This is a genomic window from Endothiovibrio diazotrophicus, from assembly GCF_054657215.1.
In genome coordinates, this window is record NZ_BAAHXB010000029.1 from 16681 (window position 1) to 39452 (window position 22772).

13 protein-coding genes are annotated in these 22772 nt (G+C 68.2%); 7 read left to right on the forward strand and 6 right to left on the reverse strand.

What is annotated here, in order from left to right; translation table 11 throughout:
* Positions 1–16: 16 nt before the first annotated feature.
* From ACYQ2W_RS09680 to ACYQ2W_RS09700, 5 genes are all read right to left on the reverse strand, one after another.
* Positions 17–1975, reverse strand: a complete 1959-nt coding sequence (locus tag ACYQ2W_RS09680) for an efflux RND transporter periplasmic adaptor subunit (RefSeq protein WP_459865707.1) — start codon at positions 1973–1975, stop codon at positions 17–19.
* Positions 1972–3387, reverse strand: coding sequence for a TolC family protein (locus ACYQ2W_RS09685; protein ID WP_459865709.1), 1416 nt, complete (start codon positions 3385–3387; stop codon positions 1972–1974). The genes ACYQ2W_RS09680 and ACYQ2W_RS09685 overlap by 4 nt, the downstream gene beginning before the upstream one ends.
* A gap of 260 nt (positions 3388–3647) precedes the next feature.
* Complete coding sequence (locus tag ACYQ2W_RS09690; protein ID WP_459865711.1) at positions 3648–3935, reverse strand: hypothetical protein; 288 nt, start codon at positions 3933–3935, stop codon at positions 3648–3650.
* Positions 3936–4143: 208 nt separating this feature from the next.
* Positions 4144–6339, reverse strand: a complete 2196-nt coding sequence (locus tag ACYQ2W_RS09695) for an ATP-binding protein (RefSeq protein WP_459865713.1) — start codon at positions 6337–6339, stop codon at positions 4144–4146.
* Between the two features lie 545 nt (positions 6340–6884).
* Positions 6885–8093, reverse strand: coding sequence for a YeeE/YedE family protein (locus ACYQ2W_RS09700; RefSeq protein WP_459865715.1), 1209 nt, complete (start codon positions 8091–8093; stop codon positions 6885–6887).
* Positions 8094–8401: 308 nt separating this feature from the next.
* Here ACYQ2W_RS09700 and ACYQ2W_RS09705 point away from each other — a divergent pair, with 308 nt between their 5' ends.
* The gene (locus tag ACYQ2W_RS09705) at positions 8402–10750 is read left to right on the forward strand and encodes a sensor histidine kinase (RefSeq protein ID WP_459865717.1); all 2349 of its coding nucleotides are present in this window, start codon (positions 8402–8404) and stop codon (positions 10748–10750) included.
* Positions 10751–10986: 236 nt separating this feature from the next.
* Entirely contained in the window at positions 10987–11601 is a 615-nt protein-coding gene (locus tag ACYQ2W_RS09710; protein ID WP_459865718.1) for a response regulator transcription factor, read from the forward strand.
* Between the two features lie 436 nt (positions 11602–12037).
* Here the strand turns inward: ACYQ2W_RS09710 and ACYQ2W_RS09715 are convergent, their stop codons facing one another.
* Positions 12038–12622 (reverse strand): Uma2 family endonuclease, encoded by a 585-nt coding sequence (locus tag ACYQ2W_RS09715; RefSeq protein WP_459865720.1) that lies wholly within the window; start codon positions 12620–12622, stop codon positions 12038–12040.
* 241 nt (positions 12623–12863) lie between these two features.
* Between ACYQ2W_RS09715 and ACYQ2W_RS09720 the strand changes: the two genes are divergently transcribed.
* From ACYQ2W_RS09720 to ACYQ2W_RS09740, 5 genes are all read left to right on the forward strand, one after another.
* Positions 12864–15098, forward strand: coding sequence for a response regulator (locus ACYQ2W_RS09720; RefSeq protein WP_459865722.1), 2235 nt, complete (start codon positions 12864–12866; stop codon positions 15096–15098).
* A gap of 258 nt (positions 15099–15356) precedes the next feature.
* Positions 15357–16388: a hypothetical protein gene (locus ACYQ2W_RS09725; protein WP_459865724.1), complete on the forward strand. Its 1032-nt coding sequence runs from the start codon at positions 15357–15359 to the stop codon at positions 16386–16388.
* A gap of 28 nt (positions 16389–16416) precedes the next feature.
* The gene (locus ACYQ2W_RS09730; RefSeq protein ID WP_459865726.1) at positions 16417–20568 is read left to right on the forward strand and encodes a response regulator; all 4152 of its coding nucleotides are present in this window, start codon (positions 16417–16419) and stop codon (positions 20566–20568) included.
* Between the two features lie 66 nt (positions 20569–20634).
* Complete coding sequence (locus tag ACYQ2W_RS09735) at positions 20635–21036, forward strand: GxxExxY protein (RefSeq protein ID WP_459865728.1); 402 nt, start codon at positions 20635–20637, stop codon at positions 21034–21036.
* Positions 21037–21055: 19 nt separating this feature from the next.
* Entirely contained in the window at positions 21056–22735 is a 1680-nt protein-coding gene (locus ACYQ2W_RS09740; RefSeq protein ID WP_459865730.1) for a CheR family methyltransferase, read from the forward strand.
* Positions 22736–22772 lie beyond the last annotated feature (37 nt).

The window sequence follows — 22772 nt, forward strand, 5'->3', positions numbered from 1 at the left end:
CGCTCCGCGGCCCCCGTCACATGCCAGGAATCGAGCGCGGCACCATCGGTGGTTCGCCACCGGGCAGCGGTGCCGGCATCGACGAAGGCCTCTTCGCCGGCGCGGCGAACTTCACCGGCGCCGTGGGCGGTGCGGAGATCGCCTCCGCCACCCCCGCCGGCCCCCCCTGCACCACCACCCGCGCCCCGGCGGTGAGCCCCGAGAGGATCTCCACCTCCCCCGCGGGGGTGGTCAAGCCGGTCTCCACCGGCTGCCTGCGCGGCCCCTGCGCGCCCTCGTCGAGGATCGACACGAAGTGGCCGTCGCCCGTCCCGCCCACCGCGCCGATCGGCACCAGCAGGGCCCGCGACCGGTCGTAGACCAGCACCTCCAGCTCCGCCGACATGCCGACCCGGATGCGCTCGCGCTGCGCGTCGTCGAGCCGCTCCACCTGCACGTCGATCTCGAAGGTGGGCACCCCGCCGCCGAAGCCCTGCTCGCTCGCCTGGGAGGAGACCCGCGCCACCGTGCCGCGCAGTTCGATGCCGGGGAAGGCGTCGCCGCGCACCAGCACGGTCTGGCCGACGCGCATCCGGCCGATCTCGATCTCGTCCACCGCCACCTTCACCGAGACCCCCTCCAGATCGCCGATGGAGAGGGCCACCGCCCCCTCCTGCACCGCGCTGCCCACCTCGATCCGTTTCTCCTCCGCATCCCGCCCGCTCGGCTGGAGCACCACCCCGGTCACCGGCGCGCGCACCGCGGCGCCGTCGAGCTTGCGCTGCAACTCGTTCATCTGGTACTCGGCGTTCTCCAGCTTGAGCCGCGCCACCGTCTGCTGCTCCTCGCCGCCCTGGGCGAGGGTGTGTTCCAGGTCGTCGTCCGCCGCCCGGTACTCCATCCGGGCGGTGGCCAGTTGCTCGCGCTGGGACTGGTACTCGGCGGCGGCGACGATCCCCAGATCGAGCAGCCGCTTGGTCTCCTCCGCCTTCTGCCTGAGCGAGGCGACGTTGAGCTTGGCGCGGGTCAACGCCCGGCGGGCGCGCACCACCTCGGCGCCATGTTCCCAGTTCTCCAGCTTGCGCAGCTCCTCCAGGGCGTTGATGTAGGCGGCCCGCGCCTCGCGGTGTTTCACCCGCGTCTCCTCGACGCCGACGGAGAACAGCGGCTGGCCGCGCCGCACCTGCTCGCCGTAGCGGAAGTGGCGTTCGGCGACGTGGCCGTCCAGCGGGCTGACCACGTTGACCACCTGCAGCGGGGCGATGAAGCCGGTGAGCTTGATGCTCGAGCGGAACGGCCGCGGTTCGACGGTGACCACGGTGGAGGGGAAGGCCTTCATCTGCGTCACCGGCGCGCGGCTGCCGCCGAGGCGCGGCAACTCGATGTCGCCGCCCGGCCAGCCCCCGTCCAACCACTGATAACCGCCGAAGCCCGCCGCCAGCAGCACCACGAAAGCGGCCGCCAGCCCCCGCACCACCCGCTCGCGCTGCCCCGCCGCCTGCAGCGCGGCGTTGGCCTGCTCCACCTCCAGCACCGCCTCGGCCAGCTTGTGGTTGTTCTCGCGCAGCTCGTCGGCCAGGCTGCGCTCCGCGTCGCGCAGCCTTTCGAGCTCGCTGACGTCGCGAAACACCGCGATCACCCCTCGGGTGGCCTGCGACTCGTCCTTGAGGAACGAGGTGGAGAGCGCCAGCGGCAGCGAGCTGCCGTCCTCGCGGTGGTAGCGCACCACCCGGTTGTGGGTGGTGTCGGCCTCGTAGACCGCGTCGATCACCGCCTGGGCGAAGGCGTCGTTGCGTTCGTCGAGCAGGAACAGGGTGCCGAAGGGCTGGCCGAGGGCCGCCTCGCGGGCCATCCCCAGCAGCCGGGCGGCGGCCGGATTGAAGTCGAGCACCGCGCCGTCGAGACCGACGGTGACGATCCCCTCGTCGATATTGCCGATGATGTGGCTGTGCAGCGCCGCGTGTTCGGGGGCGGGCTGGCGGTCGGTCGCGCTCACTGGGCGGGCTCCAGTTCGATCTTCCAGGTATCGAGGGTGGTGCCGAGGGTGGCGTCGAGGGAGGTCAGGGCGTTGAGGTAGCTGATCACCGCCGACAGCTCGCCGTTCTGGGCGCTGACCAGGTCGTTCTCGAACTGCACCACCTGGAAGTTCGACGAGCGTCCGGCCTGCAGCTTGGCCCGCTCGATCTCCAGCTTCTTCTCGGAGAGCGCCAGCGAGCGGCGGGCGAGGTCGACCTGGCGGCGACGGATGTTGACGTCGCGCACCCCGTTGAGCACCTCCCGCCCGATCCGCTCGCGCAGGTCGACCAGCGAGGTCTCCGCCTTCTCCACCGCGATCCGCGCGCGCAGCGGCGAGAGGTCCTGCGACCTGTCGAAGAACGGCACCTCCAGGTTGAGCCCCACCGTCCAATCGTCGCCGCTGCCCGCGCCGCGGGTGTCGGCGTAGCGGCCGGTGAGGTCGAGCTGCGGCCGGCGGCCGTCGTCGGCGAGCAGCCGGTCGAGGCGCCGGTTCTCCAGGTTGAGCAGCGCCTGGCGGTAGTCGGGCCGCCGCTCCAGGGCGCGCTCGCTCAGCCGGTCGTAGTCGAGGCTCACCTCCGGCACGTCGAGCGGCTCGACCGGGTCCACCGCGGTGTACCGGTCGAGCGCCAGTAGCCCGAGCAGGGTGAGGCGGGCGCGGTCCACGGCGTTCTCGGCGGAGGCGAGGCTCACCTCGCGGGCGGCCACGTCGGCCTCCGCCTGGACCAGTTCCTGGCGCGCCATGCGCCCGTTGTCGATCAGGATGCGGTTGATCTCCACCAGCTTGCGCGAGCGCTCCAGAGAGCGGCGGCCGATCTCCAGCTCCGCCTGCGCCTGGAGCAGCGAGCGGTAGGCCTGGACCACCGAATCGACGGTGCCGGCCAGGGTCGAGCGCAGTGACTCGACGTTGATCCGCTCCTCGTTGCGCGCCTGCACGACTGGCGCGGTGGCCACCGTCGTCCCGGCCCCCTGCAACAGCGGCTGGGTCACCGTAACGGTGCGGACGGCGGAGGAGTCGTTGCCGGCGTCGTCGCGGTTCAGGCTCTCGGCCCAGGAGAGGGTCAGCTCGGCACCGGTGGGCACCTTCCAGTTGAGGGTGGGGGTGACGGTCAGGCGGTCGCTACGCGTGCCGTCGCCAGCGGTGCGGGAGGCGCTGCCGGTGAGCCGGCCGGTGGGGGTGAAGGTGTCCTCGGCCACCGCCAGGGCGAACTTCTCCACCACCCGGTCGCGATAGGCGTTGGCCACGTCGCGGTTCTGGCGGATCGCCAGCACCACCGCCTCGGTCAGCGACAGCGCCAGCGGCGGCGGCTCGGCGGCCGCCGCGAGTGCCGGGGCCAGCCACAGCAGCAGTGACGCGAAGCGCTTCAGGAAGAGAGGGAGAGGAAGGGCCCGCATGCAGGAGTGGTCCGGCTCGAATCGTTGCGGCCTATGGTACACAACCCGGGCGCGGCCGCCGACCCGCCGAGGAACAACGATTCGCCGTAGGATGGGCAAAAGCGGAGCGTGCCCATCAAACGAAAGCGGTGATTTTCACGATGGCAGCACCGTTCCGATCGGCACGCTCCGCTTTGCCCATCCTACGGGCCGCGGGAAGGCAGGTACGACGCGCACCGCTCTCGGGCCAGACGCCTCCTGCCATCGGCACACCCGGCCCGCTATTCGGTCGTGGCGTAGTGCACCGCCACCTGATCGCCGTACATGTAGACCCGCTGCACCGCGTAGTGGCTGTTGCCGTAACAGCTGGGGACGTCGTAGGTGATGGTGAACTCGGGATCGGGAATGTTGCCGGTCATCCCCTGGGCGTCGAGGTCGGTGCGGATGCAGGAGTACTGGTCGGCGACCGCCTCGGGGGTCCAGCGGCCGAAGGTGAAGAGCGCGGTGGCGGCGGCGAAGCCGGCAAGGAAGAGCATGGCGGGAGATTTCTTGAGGGAGGAGAGTTTCATGTTGCGGTGCTCCTGAGTGGATGGTTCGCCTGACGGGTAAGTCTCGCTTCGAAACGCCCCGATCACAATCCGAGAATAACACCTCCTGCTCGACGCTTCCGGGCAATGGATCACAACTCCTCTCGCCCCCACCCCCCCATGCTGATTTTACCCACCCGCTGAAGCCGGCCGCCCCGCAGGGGCCGGCCGGCTTCAGCGGGTGGGAAAATCAGTGAAGGTGACGGGCGAGGGCCTCGAGGAGGACCCGCTTCTTGATCGGCTTGGTCAGGTGGTCGTCGCAGCCCGCCTCGCGGCTCTCGTCGTGGTCCTGGGCGAAGGCGTGGGCGGTCAGCGCCAGGATCGGGGTGTGCGGCAACCCCTGCTCGCGCTCCCAACGGCGGATCTCGCGGGTCGCCCCGTAGCCGTCGAGCAGCGGCATCTGGATATCCATCAGCACCAGGTCGTAGCCGCCGCGAACGAACCGCTCCACCGCCTGGCGACCGTCGGCCGCCCAATCGACGGAGTAGGGAGTGGCGTGGAGGAACGCCTCCACCAGCAGCCGGTTGTCCTCGCTGTCCTCGGCGAGCAGGATGCGCCCGCCACCGCCCGTCTCCGCGGCGGCGGCCCGCGGCACCGTCTCCGCCACCGGCGAGGCCGCCGCCTCCAGCGGCAGTTGCACGGTGAAGATGCTCCCCTCCCCCGGCCGGCTCTCCACCGAGAGGCTGCCCCCCATCAGTTCGGTGAGCCGCCGGGCGATCGCCAGCCCCAGGCCGGTGCCGCCGTGGCGGCGGGTGATCGAAGGGTCGGCCTGGCTGAAGGCGTCGAAGATCCGCTCCAGCTTCTCCTCCGGGATGCCGGGACCGGTGTCGCTCACCGTCGCCCGCACCCACCACAGGCCGTGGGCCTCCTTCCACTCCACCGGCGCCACCTCCAGCGCCACCTCCCCCTCCTCGGTGAACTTGACCGCGTTGCCCACCAGGTTGATCAGGATCTGACGTAGCCGCGAGGCGTCCCCCTTCACCCAGCGGGGGAGATCGGGGGCCAGCTCGCCGCGCACCGTCAGCTCCTTGTTGTGGGCATGCACGCCGAGCATCTCGACCACCCACTCCACCTGCTCGTGGAGGTCGAAGGGGCTCTGCTCCATCTCCAGTTGCCCCGCCTCGATGCGCGACAGGTCGAGGATGTCGCTGATGATCCCGAGCAGCGTGTCGCCGGCCCGCTCCAGGGTGTCGAGGTAGCGGCTCTGGGTGCGGTCCAGGGGGGTCTCGCGGAGCAGCTCGCCCATGCCCAGGATGGAGTTCATGGGGGTGCGGATCTCGTGGCTCATGGCGGCGAGGAACAGGCTCTTGGCGCGGTTGGCGCGATCCGCCTCCTCCTTGGCGGTGAGCAGCGCCTCCTGGGTGCGGGTCAGCTCGGCGGTGCGCCGCTCCACCAACGCCTCCAGGTTGTCGCGGTAGTGGCGCACCTCCTCCTCCGCCCGCCGCCGCTCGGCCAGCTCGCGGCGCAGTTCGGCGATGCGCGCGCGCACCTGCCGCTGGAGGGCGCGGTTCCAGCCCAGCACCAGCACGATGATGCCGATCAGCGCCACGCCGCCCCAGCCGACCCAGCGCCACAGCCGCGGGTCGATCCTCTCCTCGCTGCCCAGGCGGATCCAGCGGGCGATGATCGCCTGGCGCTCGGCGGGGGTGATCCTCGCCAGCCCCTTCTCCAGGATCGCAGTGAGCTGCGGCCAGTCCTTGCGGGCGGCGAAGGCGAGGCGGTAGACGTAGCCGCTCTCGCCGGCCACCCGCAGGTTGGTGATCCCCTCCTCGCCGATGTAGTGGGAGGCGGTGGCGAGGTTGGCGACCATCGCATCGACCATCCCCAGGGAGACCTTGCGCAGACCGCTGCGCATGTCGGGCACCACGTCGAGGCGGATGCCGGGGTTGTGTTGGCTCAGGTAGTCGTGGGCGGCGTAGCCGGAGATCACCGCCACCCGCATCCCCTTCATCTGCTCCAGGGTGAGCGACGCCTGGACGTCGTTGCGCACCAGGATCACCGCCGGCACCTCGATGTAGGGGGCGGTGAAGGCCATGTACTCGGCCCGTTGGGGGGTGGGTGCGGCGGCGCCGAACATGTCCACCTGGCGCGCCTTGGCCTGGCTCAGCACCTCGTCCCAGCTCGCCAGCCGGACGATCTCGAACTGGAGCCCGCTCTTCAGCTCCACCAGCTCGATGAAGTCGGCGGCGATGCCCCGATAACGGCCGTCGGCGTCGAAGAACTCCACCGGTGGGAAGTCGGGATCGGGGGCGACCCGCACCACCGGATGGTCGGTGAGCCAGCGGCGCTCATCGAGGGTGAGACCGCCAACCCCCTGGCCGAGGGCGGTGAGGGCGAACGACCAGAGGGCGACGGCGAGAAACGGAGGGACGAGATAGCGGGGCATGCCGGCCAAACGTGAAGGAACGATTCTTCACACAAGGGTAGCGCCGACGTGACGGAAGGGCTATCGAAATCGTGACATCGAGGGGGCGGGGTGAGACAGGCGGGCGTGGTTGGAGGAAGGGTAACCCGCGGCGAAACGGCCGAATGCCATTGGAAGTAGGTCGCCGCTACCGCGGCGACGTGAACGAAGGCACCGCCGCCCGCCCCCGGGGAAGTGCGCTCCGAACGGCAACCTGCGCTCGGCAAGGCCCCCGCAACCCGCACTCCGCTGCCCCCGTTTCGTCGCGGCGGTAGCCGCGACCTACGTCACCAGGGCTGAGGTAGGGTGTGCCGAGGGACGAGGCGCACCGCCTTGCCGGTTGGCACCCACGGCAACTTCATCAACAACGGCGGCTCCGTTCACCACGGCGCCCGCGGGGCGCCCTATAGGATGCATACGGAGCGCCGCAAGGCGCCCCAACATCGCTTCCCACACACTGATTTTTCCGCCCCCGTGCCTTTGGACCGCCCCAACGGGGCAGGTCCAAAGGCACGGGGGCGGAAAAATCAGAAGGGTTCGTGCCTGCGCATGCCGGCCGGCAACAGCCTGAAGTCCACCAATCCGGTGATCAGCGCGCTGACGAAGCTCGCCTCCTCCTCGTAGGCCATCTTGTAGAACTGCACCTTCATGGTGATGGCGCTGCCGAAGACGATGGAGACGAAGGTGAGCAGCGAGCCCAGCGCCAGGGTCGAGGCGCCGGTGATCCCCTGGCCGATGGTGCAGCCCATGGCGAGCACGCCGCCAATCCCCATCAGCACCGCGCCGACGAAGTGGTTGAGGAAGTCGCCCAGCGAGTTGAACCACTCGAAGCGCAGGCTGCGGCTGACCAGCGACCAGAAGAAGGAGCCGGCGATCACCCCGGCGACCGCGGCGACGCCGAAGGTGACGTACTGCATCTTCGGGCTGAACGCCAGGCGCAGGCTCTCGCCGATCGGGTTGATGAAGGTGAACGACTGGGTCGCCACGCCGAGCGGCGGCTGGTCCATGAAGTCCGCCGCCTCGCTCCACGCCACGCCCAGCGGCCCGCCGGTGACGTACCAGGCGGCGAGCACGCTGAGCCCCACCACCGTGCCGCCGAGGACGTGCTCCCAGTTGCCGCGGAAATCGCGCGACTTGAAGATGAAGGCGAGCAGCAGCGCGGCGACGATGCCACCGACCACGGTGCGCACCAGGCCGACGTTCTCCGCGCCGCTGAGGCCGGCGACGATGCCGCCCAGGTCCTGGCCGACGCTGAAGTTGATCGGCGCGGCGGTGACCCAGCCGTGGAACAGGGTGCTGTAGAGGGTGGCGTCGGTCTCGCTGTTGAACGGGTTCATCATGTAGTAGGCGCACACCGCGATCACCGCCAGCACCACCAGCGACTTGGCGTTGCCGCCGCCGATGCGGATCAGGGTCTTGTTGCCGCAGCCGGAACCGAGCGTCATGCCAACGCCGAACATCACCCCACCGACCAGATAGCGGATCCAGGTGAAGTTGCCGGCGCGGTAGGGCGGCAGGGTGGAGGCGACGCTGAACGCCGAGGTGGCCTCCAGCGCCACCACCCCGATCATCGCCACGGTCAGGGCGAACAGCCAGGCGCGGAAGCGGCCGCTATCGCCCATGTTGACCAGGTCGGAGACCGCGCCCATGGTGCAGAAATTGGTCTTGTTGACGACCGCCCCCATGACGAAGGCGATCCCGAAGCCCCACAACAGGACCTGCTGGGTAATTTCCATCGAATCCTCCAAAAACAGAACGTAACGATTCAGCACGGCTGAATTCATCAGGGCTGACCGCCCCAAAGGCGTTCATTTAACCGCAGATTTCGCAGATTGACGCAGATTCAGAAAACATAAATCTGCGTCAATCTGCGAAATCTGCGGTTCATTCCCCTGGTATCGGGCCGAACGCTGGACAGCCTCGGCGGGCCGCTGGCAAGCGCGCTATTGTGGGATATTCCCATCCGACCTAGTATTCGGAACTACCCGAACCCTGCCCCGGCCCATCCCCAGCCCAGCCCGCCAGAGTCCCTTCCGTCACCGCGATGAGCCCCCCCTGCACCCCGCCCATCCCCATCGCCCACTTCCGCCAGTGGCTGCGCGGCAGCCTCACCAACCGCATCACCTTCGCCGCCCTGACCCTCTCGGCCAGCGTCACCCTGCTGATCCTCGGCCTCTCCTTCGGCGTCACCCGCACCCTGGTGGAGACCAACATCGAGGACGCCCTGGCCGGCCAGGCGCGGCTCGCCGCCCACCGCATCGAGGCGGTGCTCAACGGCATGGTGCAGGACATCGACGGACTGGCCGACAACGCGCTGATGGTCAACGCGGTCGATGACCCGCGCTGGCGCGAGACCTACCTGCTGCCCTTCCTGCGCGACCACCGCCTCACCCCCCACACCTACTACGCCCTGCACCTGATCGGCGCCGGCGGCGAGGTGCTCGCCGGCAACGGCCCCGGCGACCCGGCCACCTATTCCGACACCGCCTGGGGCGAGCGGGTGCTCAAGGACGGCAAGCCCTATGCCGGGGTCGCCCACCGGCCCCCCAACGCCCTGCTGGTGGTGGCGATCCCGGTGCGCCGCGAGGGGGAGGCGAAGCCGGTGGGGATGGTGGTGGGCGAGACCTCGCTGAGCGAGCTCTTCTACAACGAGGCGGCCTTCTCCGAGCGCAAGCGGATCATCCTGCGCGAACGGCACCGGCCGCTGATCAGCTGGGACGAGGTGGGGCTCGACGACGCCGCGGTGCTCGCCGTCGCCCAGCCGCTCCGGCTCGATCCGCCGCTGGAGGGGCTCGGCCTGACCATCGAGGTGGGCGATGACCGCGCCCGCCTGCTCGCCCCCCTGGGCTGGCTCAGCTGGGCCTTCGCCGCGGTGCTGGTGGTCACCCTGCTGATCGCCCTGTGGTGGTCGCGGGTGGTCTCCCGGCGGCTGGCCCGGCCGATCTGCGCGCTCAGCCGGATCGCCACCCGGGTGAGCCGCGGCGGCCTGGAGGAGAGCGGCGAGATCCAGGTGCGCGCCGAGGGCGAGGACGAGGTGGCGAGCCTCGCCGGCGCCTTCGACCTGATGCTGGAGAAGCTGCGCGACTCCCACCACAAGCTGGAGCTGCGGGTCGACGAGCGCACCCGCGAGCTCAACGAGGCGAAGGAGAAGATCGAGCACGACTTCCACATCCAGCAGGCGATCTCCCAGATCCTGCGTGCGTCCCTTGAGCAGACCACCATCGACGAGAAGCTCGAACACGCCCTCGAGGTGATCTTCTCGGTGCCGTGGTTCAACGTCCACAAGGCCGGCTCGATCTTCCTGCGCGACGAGAACGAACCGGACACCCTGGTGATGCACGTCGAGCGTGGCCTCGCCGAACCGCTGCTCGAGAGCTGCGCCCGGCTGCCCTTCGGCAAGTGCCTGTGCGGCCGCGCCGCCGCCCGCCGCGAGGTGGTCTACAGCGACGGCATCGACCACGAGCACGAGATCGCCTTCGACGGCATGGAGAACCACGGCCACATCTGCCTGCCGATCCAGGTCGGCGGCAAGGTGCTCGGGGTGGTCAACCTCTACGTGGAGGCGGGGCTGGCCCGTCCCGACCACGAGATCGAGTTCCTCAACGCCATCGCCAACGCGCTCGCCTCCACCCTGGAACGCCAGCGCGCCGAGGACCAGGAGCGCCGCCTCGGCACCCAGCTCGCGCACATGGCGCGCCTCTCCACCATGGGCGAGATCGCCACCACCCTCTCCCACGAGCTGAACCAGCCGCTGGCCACCATCGTCAACTTCGCCGGCGGCTCCCTGCGGCGCATCGACAACCGCGCCTTCGACGCCGACAGCCAGCGTTTCGCCCTGACCAAGATCTCCGAGCAGGCGAAGCTCGCCGGCGAGATCATCCGCCGGGTACGCGCCTTCGTGCGCAAGGGGGAGGTGCCCTACAGCCACACCGCCATCGACATCAACGAGGTGGTGGAGAAGGCGGTCGAGCTGGTCGAGTTCCAGGCCCGCCGCGGCGAGACCGTCCTCGAACTCCACCTCGACCCGGCGCTGGAGCCGGTCCCCGCCGACCGGGTGCAGATCCAGCAGATCCTGGTCAACCTGATCCTCAACGCGGTGGAGGCGATGGGGGAGCTGCCGGTGGAGGAGCGGCGCATCCGCATCCGCACCCTGTACGAGGTGGGCGAGCAGGCCCACGTGCTGGTCCACGACAACGGCAACCCGCCCGCCGATCTCGAACTGGAGCGGCTGTTCGACCCCTTCTACACCACCAAGGCGAGCGGCATGGGGATGGGGCTGGCGATCTGCGCCACCATCATCGAAGCCCACCAGGGGCGGATCTGGGCCAGTCGCGACGGCGCGCGCGGCCTCACCTTCCATTTCACCCTGCCGTGCGCCAGGGGGCGCGGCTGATTGGCCGCCGGCGGGGCGACCACCGGAAGGATGGATATCGGGTAGGGTGTGCCGACGATCGGAGGCGCACCGGCCGGAACGCGGTGCGCCTCGTCCCTCTGCGCACCGTACCCACGTTCCCGCAGCCCGCAGCAACGGGTTGCCCCGTATGACACCCACGTTAAAATGCGGCAAAAGATTACAACTGGCGACCCGCCTCCCGGGGACCGCTCCATATAAAGAAGGGGAAGGAAGAGATGCAGTTCGAACCCACCGTCTACGTCGTCGACGACAATGCCGAATTACGCGAATCCCTGCGCTGGCTGCTGGAGTCGGTGGGCACCCGGGTCGAGACCTACGACAGCGCCCAGTCCTTCCTCGACGCCTACGACACCCGCAACCCCGGCTGCCTGATCCTCGACATCCGCATGCCCGGCATGAGCGGCCTGGAGCTGCAGGAGAAGCTGAGCAAGCTGACCAGCGACCTGCACATCGTCTTCCTCACCGGGCACGCCAGCGTACCGATCGCGGTGCGCGCCATGCGCGACGGCGCGGTGGACTTCTTCGAGAAGCCGGTGGACGAGCAGATGCTGCTCGACCGGGTGCAGGGGGTGCTCAAGACCATCGGCGAGCAGCAGAGCAAGAAGATGGATCGCGCCATGCTCGAGGCGCGTCTGGAGCTGCTCACCCCGCGCGAGCGACAGGTGATGGACGAGGTGATCCAGGGCAAGCGGACCAAGGCGATCGCCGCGGATCTGGGCGTGAGCACCCGCACCATCGAGGCCCACCGCGCCAAGATCATGGAGAAGATGCGCGCCGGCTCCGTGGGCGAGCTGATCTCGATGGTGATGGAGCTGCGGATCGAGCAGTGAGGAGCGGTGACAGGTGAGAGGTGAGAAGGCGTGGCGGTAATCCCAACCGTCAACCCTGCTCCGTAGCGATCCCTGTACCCCACATGAAAGAACGTAGGTCACCGCTACCGTGCCGACGTGAACGAAGGCAGCGGGCAGAAAGAGATGACGACCACGCCGAACGGAACGTCCCATTCGGGAAGTCCGGTGGGAACGCGGTAACGACGGTGCCCTCGTTCTTAGGGCCCGCGAAAGAATAACTTCCTGTTTTGGGACGCCGATCTACTCCGCCCGGCGGCGTTGCGCAAAGGGTTGCATACAACGAGTATGCGCCCCTTTGCGCGCCTTGCCGGACGGGCATCCCGACGCCCCAAAACAGGAAGTTATTCTTTCGCGAGCCCTAAGGGCCGCTCCTACAGACCACCACTCCCGTTTGAACAGGGCGGGTCGCATCCACCTATGTGACGTCGCGGAACTCGACGTCCTCGTAAAGGTTCTCTATGGGGAAACGCAGGTCGAGACTCGCCAGCTCGACCGTCTCACCGGCCACCGACGGATAGAGCACCCAGCGCCCCTCCGCGTCGCGGCGGTAGAGTTCAACGGAAAGTTCGTCGGGATCGACGATCAGGTACTCGCATAGCTCCGGAAGCTTGCGGTAGGCGGCGAACTTGCGGCCGCGGTCGTAGCCGGCGGTGGAGTCGGAGAGCACCTCGGCGACCAGCACCGGGGCCTGCTTGAAGTAGTCCCGCTCGGCGCTCCGATCATCCGGGTGGCAGGTGACCATCACATCGGGATAGAAGAAAGCGTCGGCCGCCTCCACCCGTAGTTTCATGTCCGCCATGTAGACCCGGCAGGGGCCGCCGCGGGTGTGATTGCGCAGGAGCACGAACAGGTTGCCCACCACCGTGACGTGGGCATCCCTCGCCCCCACCATGGCGAAGACCTCGCCATCGAAGTACTCGTGACGGATCTCGTTGCCGCGCTCCCACTCCAGATAGGCCTCGGCATCGAATCGAGGTCGAAGTCGTGGGGCGGGTGTCATCGGGCCTCCTCCGGATCGGATTTTCCTCCACCCGACAATCATAATTCATGGCGACTCGACACGCCCACTGTCGCCCCCAACACGCCCAAGGTGTGGATAACTTCTCCGTCGTCCAACCCGCGCTCCAAACTATTCGCCCTCTCTGCGTAAAACCATCCACAAGCGAAGCGCCACCGCCCTACGCGCAACTCCGTATAATCGATTGTTTATCCCACAGCCCCCCCGGACACATCACCCCCACATGCTCGCCCATCTGCTCCACCACCCGCCGCTGCGCACCCTGGCGATCGCCGCCGTGGTCGCCGCGGTGGCGGTCCCGGCCCACCTCTTTCTCTTCGTCTATCCCGCCTTCTTCGACGAATTGCTCGCCGAGGTGACCTCCAGCGCGGAGAAGACTGCCAACCACATCGCCAACCAGTACCTGGCCGACTACATCGCCCAGCCGCCGGACACCCCGTTCCCCGCGGAGCGCGGGGCGGTAATCGAGGAGCACCGGCGGGACTTCGGCGCCTACAAGGTGAAGTTCTTCACCGCCGACGGCCGCGTGCTCCACTCCTCCGACCCGACGGAGATCGGTACCCGCAACGAGCGGACCTACTTCCGCAACCAGGTGGCTCTGGGCCACACCTACACCAAGGTGGTGACCAAGGAGCGGATGAGCCTGGAGGGAGAGACGATGGACCGTGACGTGGTGGAGACCTACATCCCGCTGATGCGCGACGGCCGCTTCCGCGGCGCCTTCGAACTCTACTACGACATCACCGGGCGCAAGGCGCGGCTCGACGCCCTGCTCAGCCGCGCCTCCCTGCTGTTGATCACGGCCACCGCCGCCCTGCTCGGCGCGGTCCTCTGGCTGCTATTGCGCATCGCCGGCGAATTCGAGCAGCGCTCCCGGGCGGAGGCCCGCCTGGAGGAGGCGCGCCGCGAGGCGGAGGCGGCCAATCGGGCAAAAAGCGAATTCCTCGCCACCATGAGCCACGAGATCCGTACCCCGATGAACGCCATCATCGGCATGGCCGAACTGCTCGCGGAGACCGAACTCACCGCGGAACAGCGCAAATACACCGACATCTTCCGCAGCGCCGGCGACTCGCTGCTCGCCCTGATCAACGACATCCTCGACCTCTCCAAGGTGGAGGCGGGGCAGCTGGAGCTGGACTACACCCCCTTCGAGCTGAACGAGCTGACCGACGGGGTGCTCGACGTGGTGGCGGTGCGCGCCCGCGACAAGGGGCTGGAGCTGCTCTCGCGGATCGCCCCCGACGTCCCGCCTCACCTCGGCGGCGACCCGGCACGGCTGCGCCAGGTGCTCTTCAACCTGCTCGGCAACGCGGTCAAGTTCACCCACAAGGGCCATGTCCTGCTGGAGGTGGAGCGCGCCCCGGACGACCCGCGGATGCTCCGCTTCAGCGTCACCGATACCGGCATCGGCATCCCCGAGGAGTGCCGCGAGCGGATCTTCGAGACCTTCTCCCAGGGCGGCATGGGAATCACCCGCGTGTATGGCGGCACCGGCCTGGGGCTGGCCATCTGCCGCCGTCTGGTGGAGCTGATGGGCGGACGCTTCGAGCTGGAGAGCCGTCCCGGAGCGGGCAGCACCTTCCGCTTCACCACCCCCTTCAATCCGGTCGACGACGCCCCCGCCAGGATGCCGGTGGAGTTGTCGGGACTGCCGGTGCTGCTGGTCAGCGGCAGCCCGCTGTCGCGGATGATCCAGGAGGAGATGCTCAACGCCGCCGGCGCCGCGGTGGACCACTTCCAGGACATCCGCCACCTCTACCAGCACCTCCAGGCGCAGGCCGGCGCCGGACGCCGGCTGCCGCTGGTGCTGCTCGACTGCCCGCGGCGCAGCGACGAGGGGTTCGAACTGATCGAAAAACTGCGCGCCCACCCGCAGCTGCGTGAAATCCCGGCGGTGATGCTCAGCCACCACCACGTGGCCGGCGACTTCTCCCGCGCCGACGAACTGGGGCTGCGCTACCTACTCAAGCCGGTGAAGCGCCGCGAGCTGTTCCGCGGCATCGCCTCGGCACTGCACATGAACCGGCCCGAAACGCGGCTCCCGCCGCCGTCGGCGAGCGCGGCGGAAAGGCCGCTGGAGATCCTGCTGGTGGACGACTCCAACGACAACCGGCTGCTGATCCGCTCCTACCTGAAGCGCACCCCGCACCGGCTGGAGATGGCCGAGGACGGCCAGCAGGCGGTGGAGCTGGCCACCGACGGCAAACGCTTCGACCTGATCCTGATGGACATCCAGATGCCGCGCCTGGACGGCTACGACGCCACCCGCCGGATCCGCGACTGGGAGCACCGCCAGCGCCTCCCCGAGACCCCGATCCTGGCGCTCACCGCCTACGCCCTCACCGAGGACCGCGAGCGCTCCCTGAAGGCGGGGTGCAGCGGCCACCTGAGCAAGCCGATCAAGAAGCAGGTGCTGCTCGATACCATCGCGCAGTACGGCAGCCCGCCCCTTTGAAGCGGGACGGCCGTAGACGCGAACGGGGGCACCATTCTTTCCGCATTTCCGCCAATCTGTCCGACCAAGCTACCCGACTGGCAAGCACATCCCAGCCGTAACCCCGCTGCTTTCGCTCACGTCGGCGCGGTGGCGCCGACCTACGGTGAACACACCGTCCCATTTCCCGTTATCCTAGGGGGAAATACAGAACAACAACGAAGGACCGCCCTCCCCCCGCGACGCTCCTTCGGTCCCCCCACTCCGAATGGAGGCTCCATGATCCGCCGCACCCTGTTGCTGATTCCCTTCTGCCTGGCGGCGTTCGGCCCGCTCGCGCTCCACGCCGCCGAGCCGCTCGATCTCCTATACGACGCGCCCACCGGTACCGCTACCCCGGACGCCACCACCACCAGCACGAGCACGAGCACGAGCAGCCCCACCGACACCGCCAACCCCACCGCCCCGGTGGCGATCACCCTCGACGACGTCTACGCCCAGGCCCGGCGGGTGGAGCTGGAGGTGCAGCAGCTGACCGAGTTCGAGGACGTGCCGACCATGGAGGTGGCCGAGCCGGTGCGCGCCGACCTGCTCCCGCGCCACGTCTGGCAGAAGGGCTACGCGATCCTCATCGAGCTGCAGGTGTTCCGCCGCCGGCACGACCTGCCGGTGGGCACGGTGCGCTCGGTGGAGCCGCTGCGCAGCCTCGACCCGGCGCTGCTCTTCGAGCAGACCCAGTACATCCTCACCGACCTGGCGATCCTCAAGGCGCGTCTCGGCGTGACGCGGGCGGCGCCTCCCCCGCCGCCCGCCGTCAACAAACGCCCGATCGACGTCTACAACCTCTACAGTCAGGTCGCCCTCGACCTGCAGGCCCTCAACCGTGATGAGATCGGCGCCTCCTACGTCTTCGCCGAGGTGATGCGCATCTTCGAGGACGTCAACGCCCTGCTCTACCGCCTCGGCCTGGAGGACACCACCTTCCCGCCGGAGAAGCGCGTCGACGTGACCCCGGCCCAGTCGCTGGCGGCCACCTTCGAGCTGCTCGCCGAGGTGCAGCGGCTGCAGCGCGACGCCGGCATCCCGCGCACCGACTTCTCGGCCTTCCGCAACCGCGACGAGGCGCGCTCGACCGACGTCTTCAACCTGGTCGGCATGGTGCTGGCCGAGCTCCAGCCGCTGAAGGCCCACCTGGAGCTGAGGCGCGAGATCACCCCACCGGCGGAGTACTACGAGGGCAAGACCCCCGCCGACGTCGATCAACTGCTGATCTGGATCACCCGCAAACTGCGCCTGATCCGCTCCCTTTGAGATGACCACCGAAGAGGCCCCTTCCCCCATGGCATCGACGCGCCCACTCCGTGAAACGCTCAGACTCACCCGGCTCGGCATCCGCACCAAATTCTCGATCCTCTTCTATCTGGTCACCCTGATCTCCCTGTCGGTGATCGGCTGGTACGGCTACAGCAACGCCAGCCAGGCCTACCGCGAACGGGGCGCGGCGCTGGCCGGCGACCAGGTGAAGGAGGTGGGGCGCAAGATCGAGCAGTTCCTCTCCCAGGTGCCCGACGACCTGCACTTTCTCAGCGAATACTATGCGATGGAGCGCTACCTTTACTGGCAGGACCTGGGCCACCAGCGCAAGCGCGACTACTGGCAGACGGTGACCCGCGACACCTTCCGCGACTTCCTCGCCTCCCGCGACTACTACTACAAGGCGCGCTATCTCGATGCCGAGGGGGTGGAGCGGATCAAGGCGCGGGCCGACCGCAACACCGGCGAGGTGCGCTTCGAAGCCGGCACCGACCTGCTGGAACAGCGCAACAAGGGCTATTTCAGCCGCGCCTTCGCCCTCCAGCGGGGCGAGATCTACGTCTCGCCGCTCGGCCTGAACAACGAGCACGGGCGCATCGAGAAGCCCTACACCCCGGTACTGCGCTACGCCCAGCCGGTGATCGGCGCCAACGACGTGCACTACGGCGTGGTGGTGATCAACGTCTTCGCCGACGCCTTCCTCAAGTTCATCCGCGACGCCATGGAGGGGAGCGAGGTGCGCGGTTTCTATCTCATCGACCGGAACGGCGAATACCTCTTCCACCCCAACCCCGACCACACCTTCGGCCACCTGCTCGGCCATGCGGTCAACTTCAACACCGAGTTCCCCGCCCTCGCCCCGCGCATCGAGCACGACTCCACCGAGACCCTGTTCGAGTCGGGGCTGATCGTCAGCCACCGCCGCATCTACCCCAACCCCGCCGACCACAGCCAGTACTGGACCCTGGTGGGGATGGTCGACGAGGCCACCGCGCTGTCCAACCTGCGCAGCTTCGAATACGTCTTCGCCATCCTGGTGGCGGCGGTGCTGGTGCTGGTGCTGGTCGCCTCGCGCTACTACGTCGGCAATCTGGTGCGCCCGCTGCTCTTCGTCACCCGTCAGCTCGAACGGCTCAGCCGCGGCGAGGTGGTACGCGAGACCATCACCTACCTGCCCCAGGACGAGATCCGCCGCATGCTCGACTCCACCGACCGCCTGCTGGTCAACGTGGAGAGCCAGGCGGCGCGCGCCGACGCCATCGCCGAGGGGGACTTCGCCGGCGGGGTGGAGCTGCTCTCGGAGAACGACCGCCTCGGCAACGCACTCAACAACATGACCCGCATGCTGCGCGAGAACCGCGAACGCACCGAGCGGGAGAACTGGCTGAAGGACGGCATCGGCCAGCTCAACCGGGCCCTCTCCGGTGAACTGGGGCCCCGTGAGCTGGCCGACCGGGCGATCGGCGTGCTCGGCCGCTACCTGGAGGCGGGGCGCGGGGTGTGCTACGTCTACCTGCCCGAGGAGGAGCGCCTCGATCTGCTCGGCTCCTACATGTACACCGAGCGCGACACCCTCGGGAACCACTTCCGCCTCGGCGAGGGGGCGGTGGGCCAGGTGGCCCTGGAGCGCCACCCGATCGCCCTCAACGACATCCGGCGCGACGCCCCGCCGGTGACCACCGGCACCCTGAGCACCCCGCCGCTCTGCACCTACACCTTCCCGCTGCTGCGCGACGAAGAGCTCCTCGGGGTGATGGAGCTGGCCGCCTTCGCCACCTTCGACGAGGAGGCCCGCACGCTCCTCGAGGCCGCCGCCGAGGCCGTCGCCGCCTTCCTCTACGCCGCGCTCCAGCGCGAGCGTATCCAGGGCCTGCTGACCACCGCCGAGGAGGCGACCCGCGAGGCCCAGGAGCGCAGCACCAAGCTGCGCGAGGCCAACGCCCGGATGGAGCAGCAGCAGCAGCGCCTCCAGCAGCAGACCGAGGAGCTGCAACAGGCCAACGCCCAGATGGAGGAGCAGCAGCAGCAGCTCCAGCAGCAGACCGAGGAGCTGCAGCAGGCCAACGCCCAGATGGAGGAGCAGCAGCAGCAGCTGAAACAGCAGGCCAACGAGCTGGAGACCCGCAACCGCGACCTGATGCGCTCCCGCGGCGAGCTGGATCAGCGCGCCCGCGAACTGGAACTGGCCAGCAAGTACAAGTCCGAATTCCTCGCCAACATGTCCCACGAGCTGCGCACGCCGCTCAACTCGATCATCCTCCTCTCCAAGATGCTGGCGATGAACGACTCGAACCACCTCGACGAGGAGGAGGCGAAGCGCGCCCAGGTGATCCACCACGCCGGCGAGGAGCTGCTGCGGCTGATCAACGACATCCTCGACCTCTCCAAGATCGAGGCGGGCAAGATGGAGCTGCACCCGCTGCCCATCGCATCAACCGACCTGATGCGCGAGCTCAATGATCTGTTCGGCGACGCCGCCCGCGACAAGGGGCTCGACTTCCAGGTGGAGGATACCCTGCGCGGCGAATTCGTCAGCGACCGCGACAAGGTGGCCCAGGTGGTGCGCAACCTGCTCTCCAACGCCTTCAAGTTCACCAAGGAGGGGAGCGTCACCGTGCGCGTGGAGAGGAGCGACCACCCGCAGTTGCCGATCCGTATCGCCGTGCGCGACACCGGTATCGGCATCCCCGAGGAGAAGCAGCGGGCGATCTTCGACGCCTTCCAGCAGGTGGACGGCTCGATCTCCCGCCAGTACGGCGGCACCGGCCTGGGGCTGTCGATCAGCCTGCGCTTCGCCCAGTTGCTCGGCGGCACCATCGAGCTGAAGAGCCGGCCGGGCGAGGGGAGCGAATTCGCCATCCTGCTGCCGCTGACGTCCCCCGATCGCGGCGACGGGGAGGAGCGTGGCACGGCGGGCCTCGCGCCCCCCCGCCGCGAGGCGCCGCGCGCCCCGCTGGCGACCGGCGCCCCCGGCACGGGCGGCGGCGAGGTCCATGACGACCGCGCCAACCTCAAGTCCTCCGACCCGGTGGTGCTGGTGATCGACGACGAACCCGCCTTCGGCGAGGCGGTGGCGGCGATGAACCGCAAGCTCGGCTACAAGACCCTGGTGGCGCTGAGCGGCGAGGAGGGGCTGCGCATGGCCAAGACCTACCGGCCGCGCGGCATCCTCCTCGACCTGGGACTGCCCGACCGCGACGGCACCGAGGTGCTGCGCGAGCTGAAGGCGACCCGCGAACTGCGGCGCATCCCGGTCTACATCGTCTCCGCCCGCGACAAGGACGCCGGACTGCTGAAGAGCGGCATCGTCGGCTACCTCACCAAGCCGGTGGACGACCGCCAGCTGGCCGAGGCGGAGGCGGAGATCCTCGCCCGGGTCGGCGAGGAGGGGCGCTCGATCCTGGTGGTCGAGGGTGATGCCCTGCGCGCCGACCAGGTGGCTGAGCTGATCCGCGTCGACGGGGTGCGGGTCGAGGGGACCCGCGACGGCGATTCGGCGCTGGCGCGGGTCGGCGAGGGCGGCTGCGACCTGGTCATCGTCGACCTGGAGCGCCGCACGGACACCATCTGCCGCGACTTCTGCCCGGCACTGCGCGAGCGCTACCCCGACGTGCCGTTGATGCTTTTCGGCGGACACGAGCTGAGCGGCGAGGAGGAGGCGCGGCTACGCGCCTTCACCGACAGCATCATCGTCAAGACCCCCCATGCGGAGGAGCGCATGCTCGACAACATCGAGCGCTTCCTCAAGGGGATGCCGGACGAGGGGGAGGCCCCCACCGCGATGGAGGCGGGACGTCACCTCGACGGCCGGCGCATCCTGGTGGTGGACGACGACCCGCGCAACCTGTTCGTCATCACCTCGGCGCTGGAGAGCCAGGGCGCGACGGTGCTCAACGCGCTGAACGGGCGCAAGGCGCTGGAGCAATTGAAGAGCGAGGCGGTGGACCTGATCTTCATGGACATCATGATGCCGGAGATGGACGGCTACGAGGCGATTCGCGCGATCAAGGCCGACCCGCGGCTGAAGCCGCTGCCGGTGGTCGCGCTCACCGCCAAGGCGCTGAAGGACGACCGCGACAAGGCGCTCAGCGCGGGGGCCGACGACTACCTGGCCAAGCCGGTGGACTTCGAGGTGCTGATCAACATGGCCCGCGTCTGGTGCGAGGAGCGTGGCTGATACTGCGGGGATGGAAGAAATGGACAGGATTAACAGGATTTTTCAGGATTTACAGGTTGGTAGGTAATGCTTGTAGCAGATCAGGAGCTCACGAAGGGGATCATCTCTTGCGCCTATACCGTCCATAACACGCTGGGCGCCGGTTTTCTCGAACGCGTATACGAGAACGCGCTGGCGCTGGAAATCCGAGCACAAGGGCTTCGAGTCGAACAGCAGGTTCCCCTCGCAGTGCGGTACCGAGATGAGGTGGTAGGCGAATATTTTGCCGATCTTCTGCTGGAAGAGATGATCATCTGCGAACTGAAAGCCGCTGAAGCGTTATCGAAGAACCATGAGGTCCAATTGGTAAATTATCTCGTAGCGACCGGGATGGACACTGGTCTTCTCATCAACTTTGGCGAAAGCGTCACGATCCGCAGGCAATTCAGAAAATACAAGAAACCTGTAAATCCTGAAAAATCCTGTTAATCCTGTCCATTTCTTCAACATGAGCGTCACCTACAACGACAACGCCGGAATCCGCCGCATCGAGGTCCTCGGCCTGCTCGACCAGGAGGAGGAGCGCTCGGCGCTGGCCGAGGCGGTGCATCCGAGCGGCTGGGTGCGCTGCGAGGTCTCCTTCTACGACGCGCGCACCCTGCCGGCGGCGGCGGTCGACGCGCTCGCCGGCGTGCTATGGAGCGGGCGGGCGCTGAAGATCCACGCCTACCACACCTACCTCGCCCACTTCCTGCTGCGCCTCGGGCTGCCCGCGGTCACCGTCCCCAGCCACTCGATGCGCGACGCCCAGGCGGCAACCCGCGCGGTGGTGCTCGGCGGCTCCGCGGAGAGCCTGGACAAGATCATCCACATCGTCGAGCGGCTGCCGCTGTCCGACGCCACGGTATTCATCGTCCAGCACGTCCTGGAGGACGAGGAGAACCACCTCGACCGGCTGCTGCGCAGCCGCACCGACTATACCGTGGTGATGCCCCACCACCTGATGGAGATCCAGCCCGCCACCATCTACATCGCCCCGCCGGGGCACCACCTGAAGGTGGCCCACGGCCGCGTCTATCTCACCCGCGACCGCAAGGTGCAGTACGCCCGCCCGTCGCTCGACGTGCTATTCGAGAGCGTCGCCCATGAATACGGCGAACACGCCATGGCGGTACTGCTGTGCGGCTTCGGCCAGGACGGCGTGAAAGGCATGGCGACCCTCAAGGCGAAGGGCGCCACGGTGATCGTCGAGGAGAGCAGCGACTGCGTCGACGCCCACGTGCTCCCCGACCACGGCCGCGCCAGCGGCCACTACGACCACGCCTTCCACCGCCAGGAGATCGCCGCCTTCCTCGCCGCCGCCCTGGTGGGCCGCGAGCGGCAGCCCTCCTCCACGCTCGTCGACCTGCTGCTGGAGGCGCTCTACGTGCGCTACGGCTACGACTTCCGCGGCTATCAACGGGGCACCGTGGAGCGTCGTCTCGACAAGCTGGCGCGGCTGCGCGGCAACCACGACTTCTTCGAGCTGGTACGCGAACTGCTGGCCGAACCGGAGAGCTTCGAGCGTCTGTTCCTGGAGCTGTCGATCAACGTCACCGCCTTCTTCCGCCACCCGCATCAATTCCGGCTGCTGCGCGAACGGGTGCTGCCCTACCTCGACAGCTTCCCGCGGGTGAAGATCTGGTCGGCGGGCTGCTCCACCGGCGAGGAGGTCTACTCCCTGGCGGTGCTGCTCGACGAGCTGGGGATGCTGGAGAAGAGCCAGATCTTCGCCACCGACATCAACCGCTACGTGCTGGAGGAAGCCAAGGGGGGCCTCTTCCCGCGGGAGAAGCTGGACGAGGATCGCGCCAACTACCGGGAGGGTGGCGGTGAGACCAACGACGTGTTTCTCCACGACAACGGCCTCTACCTGGAGATCGAGCCGCGCTACCGCCGGCACATCCTCTTCCATCACCACTCGCTGGCCCAGGACGGGGTGTTCAACGAGTTCCAGCTGATCCTCTGCCGCAACGTGATGATCTACTTCCACCCGCGCCTGCAGCGGCGGGTCACCGAGCTCTTCGCCAAGTCGCTCCACCGCGACGGTTTTCTCATGCTCGGCCCCAGCGATGCACTGCCCCACGACGAAGGTGAACGCTACTTCACCCCCTATGCGGAACGTGAGAAGGTATACCGATGGAAATGAAGACCAAAAATAACAAAGGTTCTGGAGGAGAGCGGCG